At 45.3% G+C, this 16,881-nt stretch carries 25 protein-coding genes; 10 read left to right on the plus strand and 15 right to left on the minus strand.

Translation table 11 applies throughout. The annotated features are described in order from the left end of the window. On the plus strand, positions 1 to 373 hold a 373-nt coding region (locus POF51_RS26560), incomplete at its 5' end, for a sigma-70 family RNA polymerase sigma factor (RefSeq protein WP_271756470.1). 130 nt (positions 374 to 503) lie between these two features. After that, positions 504 to 884 (plus strand): XkdX family protein, encoded by a 381-nt coding sequence (locus POF51_RS32130; protein WP_334312683.1) that lies wholly within the window; start codon positions 504 to 506, stop codon positions 882 to 884. On the opposite strand, the gene POF51_RS26570 is transcribed toward POF51_RS32130, so the two are convergent. The 7 genes from POF51_RS26570 to POF51_RS26600 form a co-directional block, all read right to left on the minus strand. Further along, on the minus strand, positions 885 to 1,217 hold the full coding sequence (locus POF51_RS26570) for a hypothetical protein (RefSeq protein ID WP_069850413.1): 333 nt from the start codon (positions 1,215 to 1,217) through the stop codon (positions 885 to 887). It lies immediately after the preceding gene. Between the two features lie 58 nt (positions 1,218 to 1,275). Beyond that, positions 1,276 to 1,521 (minus strand): hypothetical protein, encoded by a 246-nt coding sequence (locus POF51_RS26575; RefSeq protein WP_069850411.1) that lies wholly within the window; start codon positions 1,519 to 1,521, stop codon positions 1,276 to 1,278. Positions 1,522 to 1,745: 224 nt separating this feature from the next. Beyond that, on the minus strand, positions 1,746 to 1,898 hold the full coding sequence (locus POF51_RS26580; RefSeq protein ID WP_170831622.1) for a hypothetical protein: 153 nt from the start codon (positions 1,896 to 1,898) through the stop codon (positions 1,746 to 1,748). 192 nt (positions 1,899 to 2,090) lie between these two features. Further along, entirely contained in the window at positions 2,091 to 2,351 is a 261-nt protein-coding gene (locus tag POF51_RS26585) for a hypothetical protein (protein WP_106836782.1), read from the minus strand. 1 nt (position 2,352) lies between these two features. After that, positions 2,353 to 2,934 (minus strand): discoidin domain-containing protein, encoded by a 582-nt coding sequence (locus tag POF51_RS26590; protein WP_271756471.1) that lies wholly within the window; start codon positions 2,932 to 2,934, stop codon positions 2,353 to 2,355. 92 nt (positions 2,935 to 3,026) lie between these two features. After that, positions 3,027 to 3,818, minus strand: coding sequence for a DUF2935 domain-containing protein (locus POF51_RS26595; RefSeq protein ID WP_069850409.1), 792 nt, complete (start codon positions 3,816 to 3,818; stop codon positions 3,027 to 3,029). A gap of 210 nt (positions 3,819 to 4,028) precedes the next feature. Next, positions 4,029 to 4,217, minus strand: a complete 189-nt coding sequence (locus POF51_RS26600) for a hypothetical protein (protein ID WP_017247634.1) — start codon at positions 4,215 to 4,217, stop codon at positions 4,029 to 4,031. Between the two features lie 314 nt (positions 4,218 to 4,531). Between POF51_RS26600 and POF51_RS26605 the strand changes: the two genes are divergently transcribed. From POF51_RS26605 to POF51_RS26625, 5 genes are all read left to right on the plus strand, one after another. Then, a complete protein-coding gene (locus POF51_RS26605; RefSeq protein ID WP_017247635.1) occupies positions 4,532 to 5,026 on the plus strand; it encodes a DUF1648 domain-containing protein in 495 nt (164 codons plus the stop codon). Positions 5,027 to 5,164: 138 nt separating this feature from the next. Further along, the gene (locus tag POF51_RS26610; RefSeq protein ID WP_069850407.1) at positions 5,165 to 5,590 is read left to right on the plus strand and encodes a DMT family transporter; all 426 of its coding nucleotides are present in this window, start codon (positions 5,165 to 5,167) and stop codon (positions 5,588 to 5,590) included. Between the two features lie 23 nt (positions 5,591 to 5,613). Next, the gene (locus tag POF51_RS26615; protein WP_069850405.1) at positions 5,614 to 6,312 is read left to right on the plus strand and encodes a Crp/Fnr family transcriptional regulator; all 699 of its coding nucleotides are present in this window, start codon (positions 5,614 to 5,616) and stop codon (positions 6,310 to 6,312) included. 21 nt (positions 6,313 to 6,333) lie between these two features. Then, positions 6,334 to 6,801: a DMT family transporter gene (locus POF51_RS26620; RefSeq protein ID WP_069850402.1), complete on the plus strand. Its 468-nt coding sequence runs from the start codon at positions 6,334 to 6,336 to the stop codon at positions 6,799 to 6,801. Positions 6,802 to 6,903: 102 nt separating this feature from the next. Beyond that, on the plus strand, positions 6,904 to 7,407 hold the full coding sequence (locus POF51_RS26625) for a CarD family transcriptional regulator (RefSeq protein ID WP_069850400.1): 504 nt from the start codon (positions 6,904 to 6,906) through the stop codon (positions 7,405 to 7,407). A gap of 68 nt (positions 7,408 to 7,475) precedes the next feature. Here POF51_RS26625 and POF51_RS26630 read toward each other — a convergent pair whose 3' ends face one another. Both POF51_RS26630 and POF51_RS26635 read right to left on the minus strand, forming a co-directional pair. Next, entirely contained in the window at positions 7,476 to 8,444 is a 969-nt protein-coding gene (locus POF51_RS26630) for a GNAT family N-acetyltransferase (RefSeq protein ID WP_069850398.1), read from the minus strand. Between the two features lie 151 nt (positions 8,445 to 8,595). Then, entirely contained in the window at positions 8,596 to 9,663 is a 1,068-nt protein-coding gene (locus POF51_RS26635) for a CapA family protein (protein ID WP_069850396.1), read from the minus strand. Between the two features lie 151 nt (positions 9,664 to 9,814). On the opposite strand from POF51_RS26635, the gene POF51_RS26640 reads away from it, so the two are divergent. After that, the gene (locus tag POF51_RS26640) at positions 9,815 to 10,981 is read left to right on the plus strand and encodes a UDP-N-acetylmuramoyl-tripeptide--D-alanyl-D-alanine ligase (protein WP_069850739.1); all 1,167 of its coding nucleotides are present in this window, start codon (positions 9,815 to 9,817) and stop codon (positions 10,979 to 10,981) included. Positions 10,982 to 11,128: 147 nt separating this feature from the next. Beyond that, positions 11,129 to 11,470 (plus strand): transporter, encoded by a 342-nt coding sequence (locus POF51_RS26645; protein ID WP_083261697.1) that lies wholly within the window; start codon positions 11,129 to 11,131, stop codon positions 11,468 to 11,470. 59 nt (positions 11,471 to 11,529) lie between these two features. Here the strand turns inward: POF51_RS26645 and POF51_RS26650 are convergent, their stop codons facing one another. The 6 genes from POF51_RS26650 to POF51_RS26675 form a co-directional block, all read right to left on the minus strand. After that, entirely contained in the window at positions 11,530 to 12,303 is a 774-nt protein-coding gene (locus tag POF51_RS26650) for a FixH family protein (protein ID WP_069850394.1), read from the minus strand. A 6-nt stretch (positions 12,304 to 12,309) separates the two neighbouring features. After that, the gene (locus tag POF51_RS26655) at positions 12,310 to 12,921 is read right to left on the minus strand and encodes an SCO family protein (protein WP_069850392.1); all 612 of its coding nucleotides are present in this window, start codon (positions 12,919 to 12,921) and stop codon (positions 12,310 to 12,312) included. 34 nt (positions 12,922 to 12,955) lie between these two features. Then, complete coding sequence (gene ctaG / locus POF51_RS26660; protein ID WP_069850390.1) at positions 12,956 to 13,825, minus strand: cytochrome c oxidase assembly factor CtaG; 870 nt, start codon at positions 13,823 to 13,825, stop codon at positions 12,956 to 12,958. 177 nt (positions 13,826 to 14,002) lie between these two features. Then, positions 14,003 to 14,473, minus strand: a complete 471-nt coding sequence (locus tag POF51_RS26665; protein WP_017247647.1) for a thioredoxin family protein — start codon at positions 14,471 to 14,473, stop codon at positions 14,003 to 14,005. 3 nt (positions 14,474 to 14,476) lie between these two features. Continuing rightward, positions 14,477 to 14,905 carry a disulfide oxidoreductase gene (locus POF51_RS26670; RefSeq protein ID WP_069850388.1) on the minus strand — a complete coding sequence of 143 codons (429 nt, stop codon included), beginning with the start codon at positions 14,903 to 14,905 and terminating at the stop codon, positions 14,477 to 14,479. A gap of 171 nt (positions 14,906 to 15,076) precedes the next feature. Then, entirely contained in the window at positions 15,077 to 15,862 is a 786-nt protein-coding gene (locus POF51_RS26675; protein WP_069850386.1) for a metallophosphoesterase family protein, read from the minus strand. A gap of 176 nt (positions 15,863 to 16,038) precedes the next feature. Here POF51_RS26675 and POF51_RS26680 point away from each other — a divergent pair, with 176 nt between their 5' ends. Next, positions 16,039 to 16,794: a cupin domain-containing protein gene (locus POF51_RS26680; RefSeq protein WP_271756472.1), complete on the plus strand. Its 756-nt coding sequence runs from the start codon at positions 16,039 to 16,041 to the stop codon at positions 16,792 to 16,794. Positions 16,795 to 16,881: the final 87 nt, after the last annotated feature.

A 16,881-nucleotide genomic window follows, 5' to 3' on the forward strand; every position in this document is an offset into this window, starting at 1 on the left:
AATCCTCATGCATCTGAGAAGCTTGAAAAAAACCAAAAAAGACGTATCCTTGCACGACCCAATCGGAACGGACAAAGAAGGCAACGAAATCACTTTGATCGACGTCCTTGGCACAGAAACCGACGAAGTGGTCGACGCTGTGCAGCTCAAGCTGGAGTCCAATAAAATTTACCAGCACATACACATCCTCGATGAGCGCGAAAAAGAAGTGATAATCGGCAGGTTTGGGCTGGATCAGGACAAAGAAAAGACACAGCGCGAAATTGCGCGTGAGCTGGGCATTTCTCGTTCGTATGTATCCCGTATCGAAAAGCGAGCGTTAATGAAGTTGTTTAATGAGTTTTATCGGACGAAACAGCCGCAGAATCGGTAGTTTTTTCGCAGCGGAGGACGCTATTTTGATGGAGGCATTTCGTAGTTCGTTCTCTGCAAAGAAATGACATTTCATTACAAAAGTTTATTCCAGTAAAATACAGACAAGTGAATGGGATGAAGCCACTCGGATGCCGGGTGGCTTTTCTATTTGTTTGCTGTATCGTTTCGGCGAGTATACGGCAGAAGATGTCACCCGTTTTGTAGAGCTAGGAAAATTAACACCCGAACAATATGAAGGGATTACCGGTGAAAAATATGATGCATCGGTAGTAGAACAGCAGGAAAAGGTGCAATTAGCGTCTTGTAGTGACTTTGGCAGCGGGCGGTGGGGTATGTATCTTGTTCCTGTGCAGTATGAATGGAAACGTCTCACACGAGCAGAAGCGGAGGCGATCACGGTGGCTGGGATGCAAATTGTCTCCGTCTTTCAGCGGGGAACAAACGATGCTGCTGGTGGAGCAATCAATGGCAGAAGGGACGGAAAAGCAGCAGCTTTCCAAATCCTTTAGTTACTTTCTATGAGGTCGTTTAATCCGAGACAAAGAAACTACACTTTTGAGTACTCCAAATAAAGCAAAGAAAACGATTGATAATGAAAGGATTAAATTACCAAAAAGGATGGTTGTCGGATATTCAAACGGATTCTTGATATAAACTTTGTAATCGATCAAATCCCAAAGAACAATACTTGAAACATCTTGCTGAATAAAAGGAAATGGCGCTCCAATAAGCACATGATTCAGTTGCTTAACATCAGTAATGGTAACTGGAAAAATAAGCGGAGTGAAAGCGACTAAAAGGAAACTTGTAATGAACGTGTATAAGACAAACTTTTTACTCATTTTTATCATCCTCATAATGTTGAATACCAGTAATTTATAATGAAATCATTGTGAATAGTTACTTTGTTACGGCCACAAAAATCATCTCTGCTAACACGAAAACTTGAAAAGCGGCCACACCAAATAGAATAAAGGCCATCTTACGGTTTTTCTTCCGTTCAAATGTTCCTAAAGAAGCCATGAAAACGGCAAGGCATAGCATCGTTACTATTCGTAACAAAGCCACATGTGTAAAAAAGTTCACTACTGCCATGGAAAGGGCAACTACTGAAAAGATATTGAACCAAAGAGGTCTATTTTTCATGAAGGATCACCAGTATTTTCCTTTTTGCAACAATTTTAACAGATGATTTGATTGTATGCACTACATCGAATGCCATCAGTCTGTTGTTTGATAGTCAATGTTTACTAAACACAAGATTATTAAAATGGTACCAGAAATTGTAACAAGAAAAACTCCCTAATAATCAGGGAGTGGTGATAACGCAACCAATGTGTTTAGTATGATGGTTCTTGGAGAAGGTCACATTACATAACGGGTTCTGGGCACCACCAACCGCACCCATGACGCATGCAAATCCAGATACAGCCTCCAGCTTGAGCTGGATAATAAGATGAATGTTGTACCAACTGACCTTTTACTTTCTTGTATTTCTTAGAATTAGATTTCTTCTTTTTCATGGGATATTTCCTCCTTTATGATGATCTAAAATAAGGTATTAACATAATTTTCCTTTTGACTGTACGAGTGTTCTCAAGTGACGAAAATGGACGCAAAAACAGGTATTAGGAAGGTCGCCACAGATAATATCGACAGTATAGATATCAACACGATGAGACACCATCCTGTTTTATAGGAGGTGCCTCATTGTATTATTTGGTATATTCCATGACCTCAAAGGATTGGATTTTACTGAATACTACATAATCTTTTCTAGCGGTAAATGGCCCCTTGTTAAAGTCCTTATCGAACATATAAGTTTCTTTTCCACGTCCGTCTGCACGGCCATTATACCAGTCGATAAAGTCTTGAACTTCGGATGTAGTTAATTCAAACTCTTTCTCGAGTCCACTGATCATCTTGATAACAAGAAGTGCGTTATCACCGGATGGCTGAGGATCTGGATCTGGCATCTCAGCATCTCAGCATCTCAGCATTTCCTTGCATGAATTCAACTTCACTAATTACGGTATGAGTATTGCCATGCTCATTATTGGCAGTAATATTGAAGCGATACGCTTTATAGGGCTTGGAGTTATCAAATGTAAATTCTCTTTTCTCACCAAGTTTCCATCCTGTTATATTCGTTTTTATGTCAAGGGTAATCCAGTTCGTACCATTCCATCCTTCAAACGTCCAAGTGGTAGGAGCTTCTAAATGTCTATATGTCATGTCAGAGGCTAATTTTATCGTATACTTTCCAACTACTGTTTCAGTTGGAAACTCATACCCCAAATAATATGGGAAATGACTAATATTGGCCGGATGCCAAGCGGTTTTTTCATCATCGTCGAAGGCTTTATATGCATCATTTTCTGCATTCCAAATGTTATTCGCACTTGCGATGCCTGTAGGTGATGTGTTACTCGTCATCGTGGGAATTAAATCAACTGAGTTTTGATCTTCTGCATGACCAATGCTTTGACCAGAAAATAGAATAGAAAACATGAGTGCCAAACTAAAAATTTGCTTACGATACCTTTTTACTAAAAACATCAAGAACCTCCCTGAATTGTATTTAGTTCGTTCAAGAAATACAAAACCCGTCCCTGTTTTTATAGGAGACGGGTTATTCTTATTTCTGATAGCTACTTTGTGTGTGTAAGGGATACCTCAAAGGCATCTAAAATCTCTAGAAAATGCGAGGCTTCTCTAAACACATGGTCAGCGAGCAATGGGGGGATTATGCTCTTAATTTTGCATTCCTCAATCAGATCACGAGCTGTTTTTTTGAAGTCACGCAATTGACGGACGGATACGCGATTTTGATCGACAAATTGATTCAGTAGCGGTTTCGTTTGAGACTGGGGGCGCATGGAATCTAGATCCTGAGCTTGGAACAATAATTGATCAAAATCATGACTAAACTCTCTAGCCTGATCCACTAGCTTTCTTTCGGAAGGATCGAGCAAATGGTTAATAAATTTGGCATGGTCAGCCATGATTCGGAGGAAGAAGACATTTTCATTAATCACCGCATCTGGTAAGGGATCAAGGTTTCCTGTATTCAGTTGTTCTAATCGATTCCGAAAATAGGCAGCCTCCCTACTTGTGTGATCGACCAACAGCGGAAAGTTGTTACCACCAATTTTGCAACGAATAATGAGTCCGAGTACTTTGCGTTTAAAAGCCCAAATATACGAAACGGCATTGTGAACCATCTGATTAAAGTCATAGATTCGTTGGGGGTCTACGTCAGAAGAAAAGGCCAGGGCTTGGCTTTCAATTTCTTCAAAAATGCTGTAAAAGCGATTCGCTTCTTCAATCAATTTTGTGTCTTCGCAGTTAAAGCCTAATTTGAGAAACAGGGAGTGTTCTTTCATGATGCGAGACCAAAAACGTATTTCCTCTAACGAGCGTTCAACAAAAACATCTGTCATATCGTACCTCCGCATAAGGATGTGGGTGGATCATAGCCCATTTTCCACTTTTGATCACACATGATGTATGTCTATGCGTTTACCCAGTTTCGTGAATGGGCATGAGCACAGAATCCACATCCGAACCAAGCCCATTTCTCCATACGATTGTTTCGGGCGTTTTCTCGCTTGTCCCATAAAAAAAACTCCCAATAACGGGAGTTTTCCAAGTTAATAACGACGCATCGAATGCATTTGCGTTCTGTGGTGATGGGCCCGCATGCGATGGAAGTGTTCTCTTTCTCTAAAGGTATGATGACGCATGCGATCATGGCGATGTTCAAAAGCTAAAGAGCGATAACGTTCTGCTTGCCTCATGTGGTGATGCATTCGCTGTCTATGATGCTCAATCGGATCCATGACACTTCCCCCTTAACGGTTGGTACTTTATAGGATATGAGGACAGCTTCCTGCTTGCTTATGCATGAGTGGATATCGCAAAGAAGGAATGAAAAAGAGGCGTAAAGCCTTTAGCTTTCGCCCTGTTCTGAAAAAGGTTAATCTTCTACTCGATGTATACGGCTCTTTCAATCGCCTGCTCTTCATTCGGAGCGAGTGATTGAAAAATAAAGCGGGCATGATCGCCCAGAAGTGTGTGACGGATTGACCTTGACTCGCAAATAAACATTAATGGTAAAATACTTGTAGGAGGAGCAGCAGTAAGGGGGGAGAATATGAAGAGACCAATCATAGATATACCAAAGACAGGCAGCGAATGGTTATGGGATGTAGTTGGTTGTTTATTTTTCGTGGGATCACTACTCTTTTTAGTCTTTGTCTGGAATCAGCTTCCTGACGAGGTGCCTGCCCATTACAATGCTCTGGGGGAAGTAGATCGCTGGGGCTCAAAATGGGAACTGCTTCTTTTACCTGGGATTGGCGTCTTTATCATTTTCCTCATGCAGGTACTCGAAAAACATCCGGAGCTCCATAACTATCCAGCACGCTTCACTGAATCGAATGCCGATCAGTTTTATTTGCACAGTCGAAAAATCGTGAACCAAATAAAAAATAGCTGCTTAATTATTTTTTCCGTAATCTTGTTGGAGTCGGTTTCCATTGCTCTAGGATGGGGAGGCGGCTTTGGGAAGTGGTTTCTGCCGATCACCATCATTGGGATGATCGTTCTGCTTGTGATAGGAATCGTGAAACAAAAGAAGATTCAATGAGAAGAATGAGCGAGAGGTCCTTCTAACGGGAAGGTCCTCTCCTTTGTTTTTTGCAACGAAAATCATGAGGACATATGTCCTTCCCTATCCACCTTGCGATCCTTTTTAATTAGGAACAGATCAGTGTGAGGTGAGAGGATGAAAGGAATTATTTTTGCTATATTGGGCGGTGTTTTCATTACCTTGCAAGGTGTAGCGAATTCAAGAATCAGTCAAGATATTGGTACTTGGCAAACCGCGACACTTACGCAGTTAACGGGCTTCCTCACGGCTTTTTTACTCCTGTTGATTTTTCGAGATGGAAAATGGCAGGCATACAGGCGAGTGAAACCGTTATATTTGACAGGTGGGGCATTCGCCGCGTTTATCATTTTTAGCAACGTTACGGCTATCCACCATATCGGGGTAACCATGACGATTTCAGCCCTCTTGATTGCGCAGCTTAGCCTGACTTTTCTCATTGACAGTAATGGGTGGTTCGGTGTTGATAAACAAAAGATGAGGCTACCGCATTTTATCGGGATCGGGATGATGATTCTGGGGGTACTGATACTGAGGGCCTGATGACGAGAGGGTGAAACAGAGGAATGAAGGAAATCGAAAATCGTGAGCTTTTGCAAGATTATCTCCATGCCCATCAGTTAGCGTCTGTTTTTCATGAGCCTTTTCTGCCGCATTTGTCCTTGTATCAATTTGATCAAGGGGAGCTCATTTGTGCTCAAGGCGAATCAGCCTGTCATCTGTACGTTTTGGTGCAGGGAAAAGTAAAGATTTTTACGACTTCCCCCGAAGGGAAAACCCTGATCCTTTCCTTTAAAAAACCGCTTGAAGTGATCGGAGATATTGAGTATGTAAGGGGAATTCCTTATCTAAATTCGGTGGAAGCGGCCTCGACTGTTCTGATGATCGGAATTCAATATCGCTGGTTGAAAAAATACGGAACAGACTACGCTCCACTCCTGCAATTTTTACTGCAAATCATTACGCATAAATTTTGTGTAAAGTCCAACTCATTAAGTATCAACCTTCTGTACCCAGTAGAAGTACGTTTCGCTCGTTATTTGTTGTCCGTTTCGATAGAAGAGTGGAATCCTGCCAACAAAGAACAGATCAGTACGAGCAATCTCTTGGATGCAGCGAATATGATTGGAACGAGCTACAGACATTTGAATCGGGTCATCCAGCAGTTCTGCAAGGAGGGACTGATTGAGCGTGCCAATGGATTCCTTCTGATCAAGGATCGGGAAGGTTTAGCTAAACTGGCGAGCGAGACTCCGAACGAATAATGAGACAGGAGTGTCAAAATCATGGTAGTCGGGCTATTCTTCGCGTTACTGGCTGGCTTGTTGGTCAGCCTGCAAAATATTTTCAACAGGAAAGTAAGTGAACAGGCAGGAACATGGTCTACGACGACACTTGTGCTTGGGATGGGATTTCTGTCTTCTTTGACGATGGGTCTCCTTTTCGAAGGAACTCAGTTGTTTTCACTTCCATCTATGCAGCCGTGGTACTGGTTCAGTGGCATGATCGGCGTTGGGGTGGTCTTTTGTCTGGTGCAAGGGATGAGACTGCTTGGCCCAACGTATGCCATCTCCATCGTTCTCACTGCCCAGCTTGGCTTCGCTTTATGGTCGGATTCAATCGGCTGGTTAGGGCTGGTTCAAGTGCCGATTACTTTTACGCAATTGTTAGGGGTTCTGGTCATTGTCGGAGGTGTGATCGTATTTAAACTAGGCGGCGAATGGCAACAGAATTGCTCAATTAGTAAGAAGTAATTTTTTTGTTGACTTAATTTTAAACGTCATGATAAAATAAAAAATTTTAAATTCAATATTTGTGCTATAATGGATTTAGATTGCTTTGAAGGAGGTGGACGTATGTTTCAAGTTGGAGACAAGGTTTTTTATCCGATGCACGGGGCAGGCGTAATCGAGGCGATGGAGGAGAAAGAATTTCTGGGTGAAAAACACCTCTATTATGTGCTCAACATGCTGCTGAAAGAGTTAAACATCATGGTCCCGGTTGAAAAGATGTCCGCTCTTGGTATTCGAAAGGTGGTCGAAGCCGACATTCTGAAGAATGTTTTGGCCGCCATGCGAGAGGGGCAACGCGACACCACCTTGAATGCAGCGCAGCGCTACAAGCTTCATACAGAGAAAATGAAGAGTGGCGATATTTACGAGCAATCTGAGGTCATTCGTGATTTGGTTGGTATGAGTAAAGAAAAAGTATTGGGAACGAGTGACAAAGTGATGCTGGATAATGCGCAGCAGCTCCTCATTAGTGAGATTGAACTGGTAAAAGACGTAAATACGGATCAGGCAACAGAGATGCTAAAGCAAGCTGTATGCCCAGAAGAAATGTCTGAGATTGTGCCATAAATTTTGTTCATATGAGGTAAGCAAGGGGAGTGATTGTTACTACAATCGCCCCCTTTTTTGTATGTCCATTACAGCAACAAGCCAGAATCTAGAGAAAATTCTTGGCGACTGGCAAACTGGTGGTATCCAGCCCGTAAAAAGGCTTTAGCCATTGGCGTGTTTTTGACATCGGTATCTGCGCGGATGTATGTTTCTCCTGCTTGTACAAGAACGTCAGTGGTCTGCTTCAGCAATCGATCAATATAGCCGTGTCCTCTCTGCTCGGGGACAACACCGATGTATCCAATTGTAGCAAAGGTGGGGCTAACCGTAGGCATCAAGAAACCAATGAGCTCATTTTTTTCTGTATAGGCGAGCTGCCACCATTCCGGTTCGTATTTCATTTGTTGCAAATCTTGGAACATTTCCTGTGCTTGGGCTTGAGGGCCTTTTTCCAAGCGCTCCTCTGTAATTTGTTGATCATGGGTGAATTGCGAGACGCGCATGATGGCATCCACAAATGCAGCCTCACCAACCTCAGGAAGACTGCGGTACACGATCAGATCATGCGTTCCTTCTGACGGTAAAGCAGTTGTCTCAATCGGTGCATGCCATTCGAAGCGGTTTGTTTCCCGGCTAATTCGAAAACCGAGTGCTTCCAGAACATTTCTTCGCTCTTGGTGATCCGTTTGCCATTGGGGAGAGGAGGAAGGTGAATCCAGAATATAGCCAATTTTCTCCGAAAGATTCCCTGCCATGAGTGTGAAGACTTCGCGTAAGAAATGAGCTCCGAGCGAAGGACATTCTGCTTCTTTCCATGGAAGCTCCCACAATACCAAATCGGTTGCTTGTTTACTGCCAGGCAATGTCCAGAAGGCAAGACGACCAGCGATCTTACCCTGTACCTCCAGAACGAAGCACCAGTCCTGACGCATGGCTCCTTGTGTGAACATTTTGTCGAGGTAAAGAGCGATATCATCCCGAACGGACGCAGGGTGATCCGGGAAGGCAAGAAATGCAGGTAAATCTTCTGGGTGGATACGGCGAACAGTGATCATGCAAGTCATCTCTCCTTTGTAACTACCTAAAGTAAGTTCGTTAGTTACAAAAGAATTTTACCAAAATGTTCTGTGAATCGTCAATCGTGGTCTATGTAGGAAAAGAGGAAGGGTAGGGAGCAAACTGCCCGCTCCCTCGTTTGCTCCCATGTTATTCAATCAATACGCCCCGCGACCTGCCTATGATGCGGATGGCGCGATTCCATAGCAAGTGGAGCTTTTTTCTCTGCAGGGGTCGTACATACAGATCAGGGCTTTTCAAATAGGAACGCATGGGGATAACACGAAAGCATATACGCCCTTGACTTACATACCGTTGTGAAAACGTTGGGATGACTGAAATTTGCTCGAGTGAAATCTGATTCCTCTCATCCTTTTCGACAGTAAATCGCAGGATTGCTCCGCACAGAGATTGATCAAACGAGAGCATTTTCTCTGATGTGAAATTTCCCAAAGAATACGCGACTAGCGTTTGTCTCTTTGTTCCGTGAGCAGTCGTGATACTCGGGGTGACAACAGGCTGTAGAACATGTGGATGAGCCCCGAGGATGACATCAGCACCGTTGTCGAGCAGGCTTTGTACGAGCTGTCGCTGGCGAGTCGTCGGTGTATAGCGGAATTCAATCCCAAAGTGAAGGGAGATGATCACAACATCGACGAGAGGACGGACTTTTCTCAGGTCGGATAATATCGTGTCAAGATGAAGTAGTCGGACAATCCATGGCGTATGAGCGGGGATCACCTGCTTGTTTGTCCCGTAGGTGTAAGCAAGCATAGCAATGCGAATGCCGTTTACCTCCTTGATCAGGTAGGTATTTGCCTCCTCAGGGCTTCGATAGGTTCCGGTATGAGCAAGCTTGTATCGATCCAAAACATCAAGGGTTCGGCATAGTCCGGTTACTCCGCCATCCAGACAGTGGTTATTCACTGTAGTCAATACGTCAAAGCCAGATGATTTCAAGTCCCGCGCCAATTCATCTGGACAGTTGAAGCGAGGGTAACCGGTTCGTGCCGAACCGATTTGATAGGGCTGTGTTTTCCCGGAAAAGGTGGTTTCTAAATTGCCAATCGTGAGATCTGCCGCTGAGAGAATCGGTGTCACGGAATGAAACATATCCGTAAAAGAGAATTGATCTGTACCAGGCAGTCTGGCAGTTGCCACCTGCTCTTTCCACATTAGGATGTCGCCTACAGCGGCGATGGTGGCCTTCTTTTTCATGCGCTTCACCTCCCCTCCCACTCTATTCCAGAAGTCGTCCGTCTGATTTGGATAGTAGCGGAACGTTTTCATAGATAATGGTCTATACAGGCTGTCTATGCCGTTCATACAATAGGTAAGCTGATCGAGAGAAGAACGAGGCAAAGGGGTGATACCCGTGAAAAAGAAGAGAAGAGCTGCTGTACCGGTAAAGACACTGATTCTCGACAAGCCGGTTATCGCTGTGACGGGAAGTGCAGGAAAGACCACGACAAAGGAAATGATCTATACCATCCTGAATCTTCGCATGCCCACATATAAATCGATGCACAACAAGAACTTCCTGGGAAATACAAGAGCGCATACCAAAAGAATTCGGGACGAGCACAAGGCCGCAGTGCTTGAGTATGGTATTTATCGAAGTGGTCATTTGCGACAGCATTGCAAAATCATACAGCCGTCGATGGGAGTCATTACGAATATTGGCACGGCTCATATCGGAAATTTTGGCGGTGATGCCAGGCAGCTGGCATTAGCAAAAACGGAGTTAATTCGTCATATGAAACCCACAGGAACCATTTTTCTGAATGGGGACTGTCCCTATTCTCGCCAGTTTATTCAACAGCCTTATCTGGGTTCGTTCACGGGAAAAATCATAACATTTGGCAAGGAGCAGGAGGCGGACTATAAGGCGGGGCGAACGAAAATAGAGGGCAATGGGTTTCGATTCGAATGTTCATTGCGTGGAGAAAAGGAGTCATTTTTTGTCCCTATTCCTGGCGAGCATAATTTATACAATGCATTGGCTGCTATCGCAGTCGCCCATACGATGGGGATTCCCGTCGATGATATTCGTCGCGGATTAAGTCAGTTTCGCGGACAGCGAAAACGCCTAACCAGCTATCGACTTGCGAATAACATTCAGGTGCTGGATGATACCTACAGCTCGAATCCAGATGCGGCAAAGGCAGCGATTGATGTGTTAAGCCAGGTAGGGCATACCACAAAGATCGCGGTGCTCGCCAGTATGCTGGAAATGGGCAAATACGACGTGAAAGGTCATGAGGATGTCGGGAAATATTTGAGTCAAAAAAATGTAGACTACTTATATACGCTGGGAAGAAGTGCTAGGAATATTGCCAGAGCAGCGATTCTATCCGGTTTTCCGGCAAATCGGGTCAGGCATTGCTTGAGTAAGGCAGGATTGCATCGTTGTCTATCAAAACAACTGAAGCCAAATACAGCCTTCCTCGTAAAAGGATCGAATCGGTTGAAAATGGGAGAGACTGTACAATTTTTGTGCAGAGTAACAGCCAATCGGAGCAATCAGCAAGGATGAAAGAGTGAGGACGTCAGCGGGGGGCTGACAAGGGATTACTATACAGGCTATTGCGGAAAAAATAGGTGAATGACGGCGGGCAAACGCACATACCATCTGTGCGTTTGATGCATTTCCTATAGGGAGACTAGTAGGAGGTGACACGTCATGTCATATCAATTTCCCCCTGGCGGACGAGAAGGTTCCCCAGGCTCTCCAGGCTCCCCCGGTTCACCGGGAGGTTTCCCCCCTCCGCCATCAGGTCCTCCACCGAGCAGGACGCCAAGTGCACCGGGAGCAAGAGGCTATGGGGGAACACGCCGGATTGATGCTGGCGGATTCTATCCCTGTTTATATCGTTACACATACGTTTGGCTGCGAAATGGTCGCTCTTTCTGGTTTTACCCCGTCCATGTCAGTCGTCACTCTGTAACTGGATACCGCTGGACAGGATATCGATGGGAGTATTACGGGACAGACTTGAATCGAATCGCTTATTTTACCTGCTAACTTCATTTACGAGCAAAAAGGCCAATCCCTAGGAGGATGGCCTTTTTATTTTGAAGGACTTATTTTATGGAGAGTGAGAAATCCTTGTGATCATGAATATCTCCTTTTTCCACATGGACCTTCACTGTATAATCTCCGGCTGTCGGGAACTGTACGTTGCCTTCATACTGGCCAGCCGCAGTTTCCGTTGCATCGACGAAGCTGTGCTTCTCGTCATTTCCCAGCCAGAACTCGAATTTGACTGTCGCTTTGTCCAAAGCTTTGTTGTCCTTCATCAGATGAACAGTGAGAGCAGCAGGTGATGCTACTTGAATATTGTCGGCTGGGGAGAAATGATAATCAACTGTTTCACCATTCGCGTGACCTGCCGCCCCATGATCGTGTGCCTGACCTGCGTCAGCTTGCGGCGCAGATGGCGTCACCCCAGGCGTCTCACCAGCCTTGCTGTTTACGGTAAATGGGGTCTTCTGCATATTGTGGAAATCACGTGCCGTTACATGGTAGTAGACAAAATAAGAACCTGGCTCGCTAATGGTTTGTTGGGCCGTGTAAACACCGTCTCCTTGCAGCGAAGCTGGGATCGTTTCATGCTTTTCTTGCCCATCTTTCCACCATTCGAACTTCACTTCCTTGGCATCATCCACGGGTTGGCCATCTTGTGTAACTGTAACGGAGAAGGTAACGGTGTCGCTCGCTACTAGCTCCTTTGGTTCCAATGTAAAGGCAGCCTCGACGGGAGATCCGGGTAGCAAGGCTTGTTGCTCGTTCTCTTTTCCACAAGCGGCTAAAAGGAGCATGAGCATGGATAAGAGCAGAATCGTTGTACGTTTCATGTTGGATTACCCTTCCTTCTTCAATTTCAACAGTTCCTGATAAATTTGTTCGGGATCGAAATCGTCACCCATGCCGAATTTTTGAATAACGGCATTGTTATCATCCACGAGATACGTACTCGATGTATGAGAGATGAATCCATCATCCATCTTACTGGCAAAAAAGCCAAGCGAATTTGTAACCGTTTTGATCGTTTCGTCATCACCCCGAAGCAGGGTCCAGCCTTGGTCTTGAATGCCCAACTGCTTGGCATAGTAGCGCATGACCTCAGGGGTGTCGTTTTGCGGATCAATCGTGATGGTCAAAAATTCAACGTCTTGCCCCATCAAATTTGCTTCTAGCAAGCGCTTTTGCAGCTGAACCATTTTTACCGTTGTCGTGGGACAAATATCCGGGCAACGGGTATAAATCAACTCCACCAAGCGAAACGTTTTCTTTTGTGGTGCTAGCGAATAGGATTGTCCATCGATGGTTTGCAGAGTCACATCAGGTAATTTCGCCTGGGCGTTTTTGGGCCCAAACCAAACCCAAGAAGCGACAAGAGCCACAAGGACAAGGACGGGTAACAACAAGAGCAACCGTCGGATTCGGATAGCGGTAGCAGGGGCGATATTCACGTGTGGGTGGCGCCTCCTTTCTGATTCTTTTTGGCTATGGCGTCATGAGGCCGTCCTCTTCCTGATTCTTTTCTTTTCGATACCAGGTAGAGAAGATGTAAGCCAGGACGACTCCGTACGTCAGCTCCTGCATGAGCTTCATCACAATTCCGCCCAGCCGTTGATCCTCCAGAGGGAGCAGTGGAACGGCAAACATCGATTTGTCGATCGGCGTGGAAAAGAATGGCGCGCAGAGCATGGAAGGACCGTCTACATATGTCGCATACAACGGTGTGGCTGAAAAAATAATCAGTGCACATGCAGGCGTAATCAAAACACCGTTAGCAAAGATGTAAGCAAGCTTTTGCAGTTCCGACAGGCGGTGAATTTCCGGTATCGGTGCGACAACAGGCATCCACATCAATATCGCAGTCACCAGCAGCAGTAAATGAATCAAATTATGTAGGGCTAGGTTGTTCATTGCCAAGTCTAAAATAACAGGCATATGGTAAAACGAGAACAGGGCATTGAACATGAGAATAGCAGGTATCGGGAGACTCGCTATTCGCATGAAAAGCTTGAGCCCCCGGCGATAGAACAGGCCGCGGATCAACCATGACGGGGTCCCTGCCAAGAGCAGCAAGGGCATTACGAGATAGAGTAACGATTGCTGCAGCATGTGGGCGCTAAATAAAAAATGCCCAGCTACGTTCAAAGGACTCCCCATACTAAAGTAAAAACCAAGTAAGCCGAGAGTGAAAAAAGTCTGTTGCTTTCGTGTAACAGGTGTGGAATCTTGAAAAGTTTGGCGTAGTGGTCCGGTCAGTGAAAAATAAGCCAGACCGATCAAAAAGGTCAGAAGAATCAGCTCTGGATTCCATGTAGCCCGAAAGCCAAAGGTTTCAGTGAAATAAGTGAGGGTCATTCGATTACCTCCGTTTTCAAGGATTATCCCCAGTACTCATTATAGGCAAATAACTGGAAAAGCCTAATGACTCGTTCGGGCTATTTCTTCCAAGGGAACAGAAATCTTCACATATTTGTCACGTATGTCCAATATGAAAAGAGCCTCCCGCAAAGAATCGAGGGAGGCTACCAAATGTTATGATTTTTTCTGTTCTTCCAACCATGTTTTCCATTCGCTTGCTTCGCGACCACCGACGAGTCGAGCTACTTCCTTGCCGCCTTTGTAATGAACGAGGGTCGGGGTGAATTCGATGTTGTATTCACCATAGCTGGCGTTAAACTCTAGCAAATTGAGCTTTTTCATATCGATGTCCAAGCTTTTCACGATCGGTACAAGGACGGGGGTAGTTGCTTTACAATGCTCACAAACCGGGCTGTAAAAGTAAACAAACGCGTCCTCCTGATTATTGAGCTTACCTTTGAGCTCATTAGGCATAATGAGATTATCGTACAGCGGGTCACTCAATTGTTCGAGAGTAGCGGGGTGCAAATTGGCTTTACCGTAAGGGTTTCCTTCCGCAAGCTGACGGTTCGAAATGTCAGCATACACGATCGCACCGATCAGGAGCGCAGCCACAAGGATGGATAGAAAGATGACTTTCTTCATGAATCATTTCTCCTTTGCATTTTTCATAACGATGACAAGCAGGATGCTGATCAAGGTGAAGGCAATGAGAGCAAGGAACGGAATAGTGATAAAGCCTAGCCAGTTAATATAGTCCGTGTTGCATGGCACAATGCCGCAAGCGCTACCCAGATCTTGCAGGGCAGGTATTTTTTGAATCGAGTAATGAAACAGCGATGTGAGTCCTCCTATGATGGAGAGAATCAAGGCGTACGAAGCGATCTTGTCATCTTTCTTCGCGGAGGCTACCCCGAGTAAGATGACGAGCGGGTACATCAAGATTCGCTGGTACCAGCACAGGTCACATGGTATGTACTTTAATACCTCTGAAAAAAACAAACTACCTCCTGTTGCGATCAGGGACACTCCCCAAGCGGCAAACATGGCTTGTTCCACGATTTGCTGACGTTTCATATAAACACCTCGTCCATATCTTAACATATTACAAATCGAAAGTAGATTATAAAAAGTAATAATTTGTTGAACGAATGGGCTTGTCTCTCGAATCATACTGGATGCACTACCCGATGCGCTTGCAGCAGGTAGGAGCACCAGTGCGAAAGCTCCCAGTTTTCCCTAGCACGATCAGTAGACCCGTACTTGTGGAGAGGATTGCCTATCCCGAATCGGTACGAAAATGGATTGAAGAGAAGGCCATTCGACGAGCATGACGCCTCGCCAATATCCTGCGCCACCATCAATGCCGACCATATTGTCTCTGCGCCAAGGACCGCTGCCTGAGTATTGAGGTAATCCTGGAACAGGGGTATGGCCAAAGACGATAGGGAGTTCTCCATCATAATAAAGGTAAAAAGGCTCGCGAATCCATAGTAAATCTTGTGGGTTTTGTTCCTGCAAGGGGATGCCGGGTCGAATGCCTGCGTGTACCAAAAGTGCGGCTGGAGTTCCGGTTCGCGGATCGGCTGGCAGCTCTATATACAAAGGAAGAGACGACAAGGCTGGCAAAATTGTTGGATAGTGAGAAAGAATAAATTGCCGCGCTTCTTCTTGTTCCTGCAAAGAAGGCATCCGGTTAAGAAAAGCTCGCCGCAGCGGGTGATTCCCTAAGAAAGAACGTATGGTGGCATCGCCGCCATTGTAGCGCAGGTATAGCTCCGGATTGCCGTTGCCGGACAGCCAATCCTCGAGCATTTGCTCGTGGTTCCCTTTTATGAGATAGATTTGGTTCGGATACGCCTGCCGAAGAGCGAGTAGATCGAGCAATACTTCCTTTGATTCAGGTCCTCGATCGACCATGTCCCCCAATACGTATAGACGATCACCAGCTTGGGGAGAGAAGGAAACGTCCCGCAGCGCCTTTTGAAAAGCTTGATTCTGACCATGTATGTCCGAGACCAAATAAGTAGCCAAACAAGATCACCCTCCTCGAGTACCCGTTATGCCTTTTAGTAGGATATGTTTGTGTAAAGGGGAGGGTGAAAGGTGTGTCTCTTTCTCGATGGAACAGATGGGTGCACATATTTTGTGAACGGGAATAGAGATACAGAATGAGTCAAATACCCATACGGTGGGAGGATCAAACGACGATGGCTACTTCCTATCGCGACTATACATCGCCAAATACTCAGTTTACGTACGATATGAGAAATAATCTGTTTTTTAAAAAGGACGATCAGAACTTCATCGATTCCCTGGGAATCGCACAGTTAAATACATTAGGTAACAGTTCGTTGCTGGATATTTTCCTGACAACCGGAAATGTTGTCGAGCCACACATCCATCAAAATGCATCGGAGCTGGTGTATTGCATCGCTGGTGAGGCCATTGTGTCCCTAATCAATCCTTTTACCAATCAATTGCTCAACTATAATATTAAACCGAGACAAGTTGCCAATATCCCGCTGGGCTGGTGGCACTATGAAATGGCCTTGACTGACGATACGCACTTACTGGCTATTTTTGATGCGCCAACTCCTGAGGTGATCTTTGGCTCCGATATTTTGCGGTTGACTCCAGCAAGTGTGTGGGCACATACGTATTGTTTAGATGAAGCAAAGGTAAAAGAAACATTTGCGCCTCTTACCAAAATAGTCGTGATTGGCCCGCCGGTAGGATGTCAGCAGCAGGGGCAGTTGCCAGATAGAGCTGCCTCAAGCCAGTACCCGTACTATGGCTACTCGAGTCAGTTGCCAGACAGTTACGGTTATTACGATGCCAACTATGTGCAGCAGGGTGGGTATGGACAGCACCCAGTCTATCAACAGCCGACCGGTTATCCACAATATGGCACGAATCCCTACCATACCGGATATACGCCACAACCCGTTTATCCATCCTATTGAATGGTAAGACAGATAGTGCCTTGATGGGCAGGTCTCCCAAATTCGGCATTCTTCTATTACAATCAGGAGAAGAACATTTTCAAAGAT

The sequence above is a fragment of the Brevibacillus sp. AG genome, assembly GCF_028369215.1.
In the GTDB taxonomy this organism is placed as follows: Bacteria; Bacillota; Bacilli; order Brevibacillales; family Brevibacillaceae; genus Brevibacillus; species Brevibacillus porteri.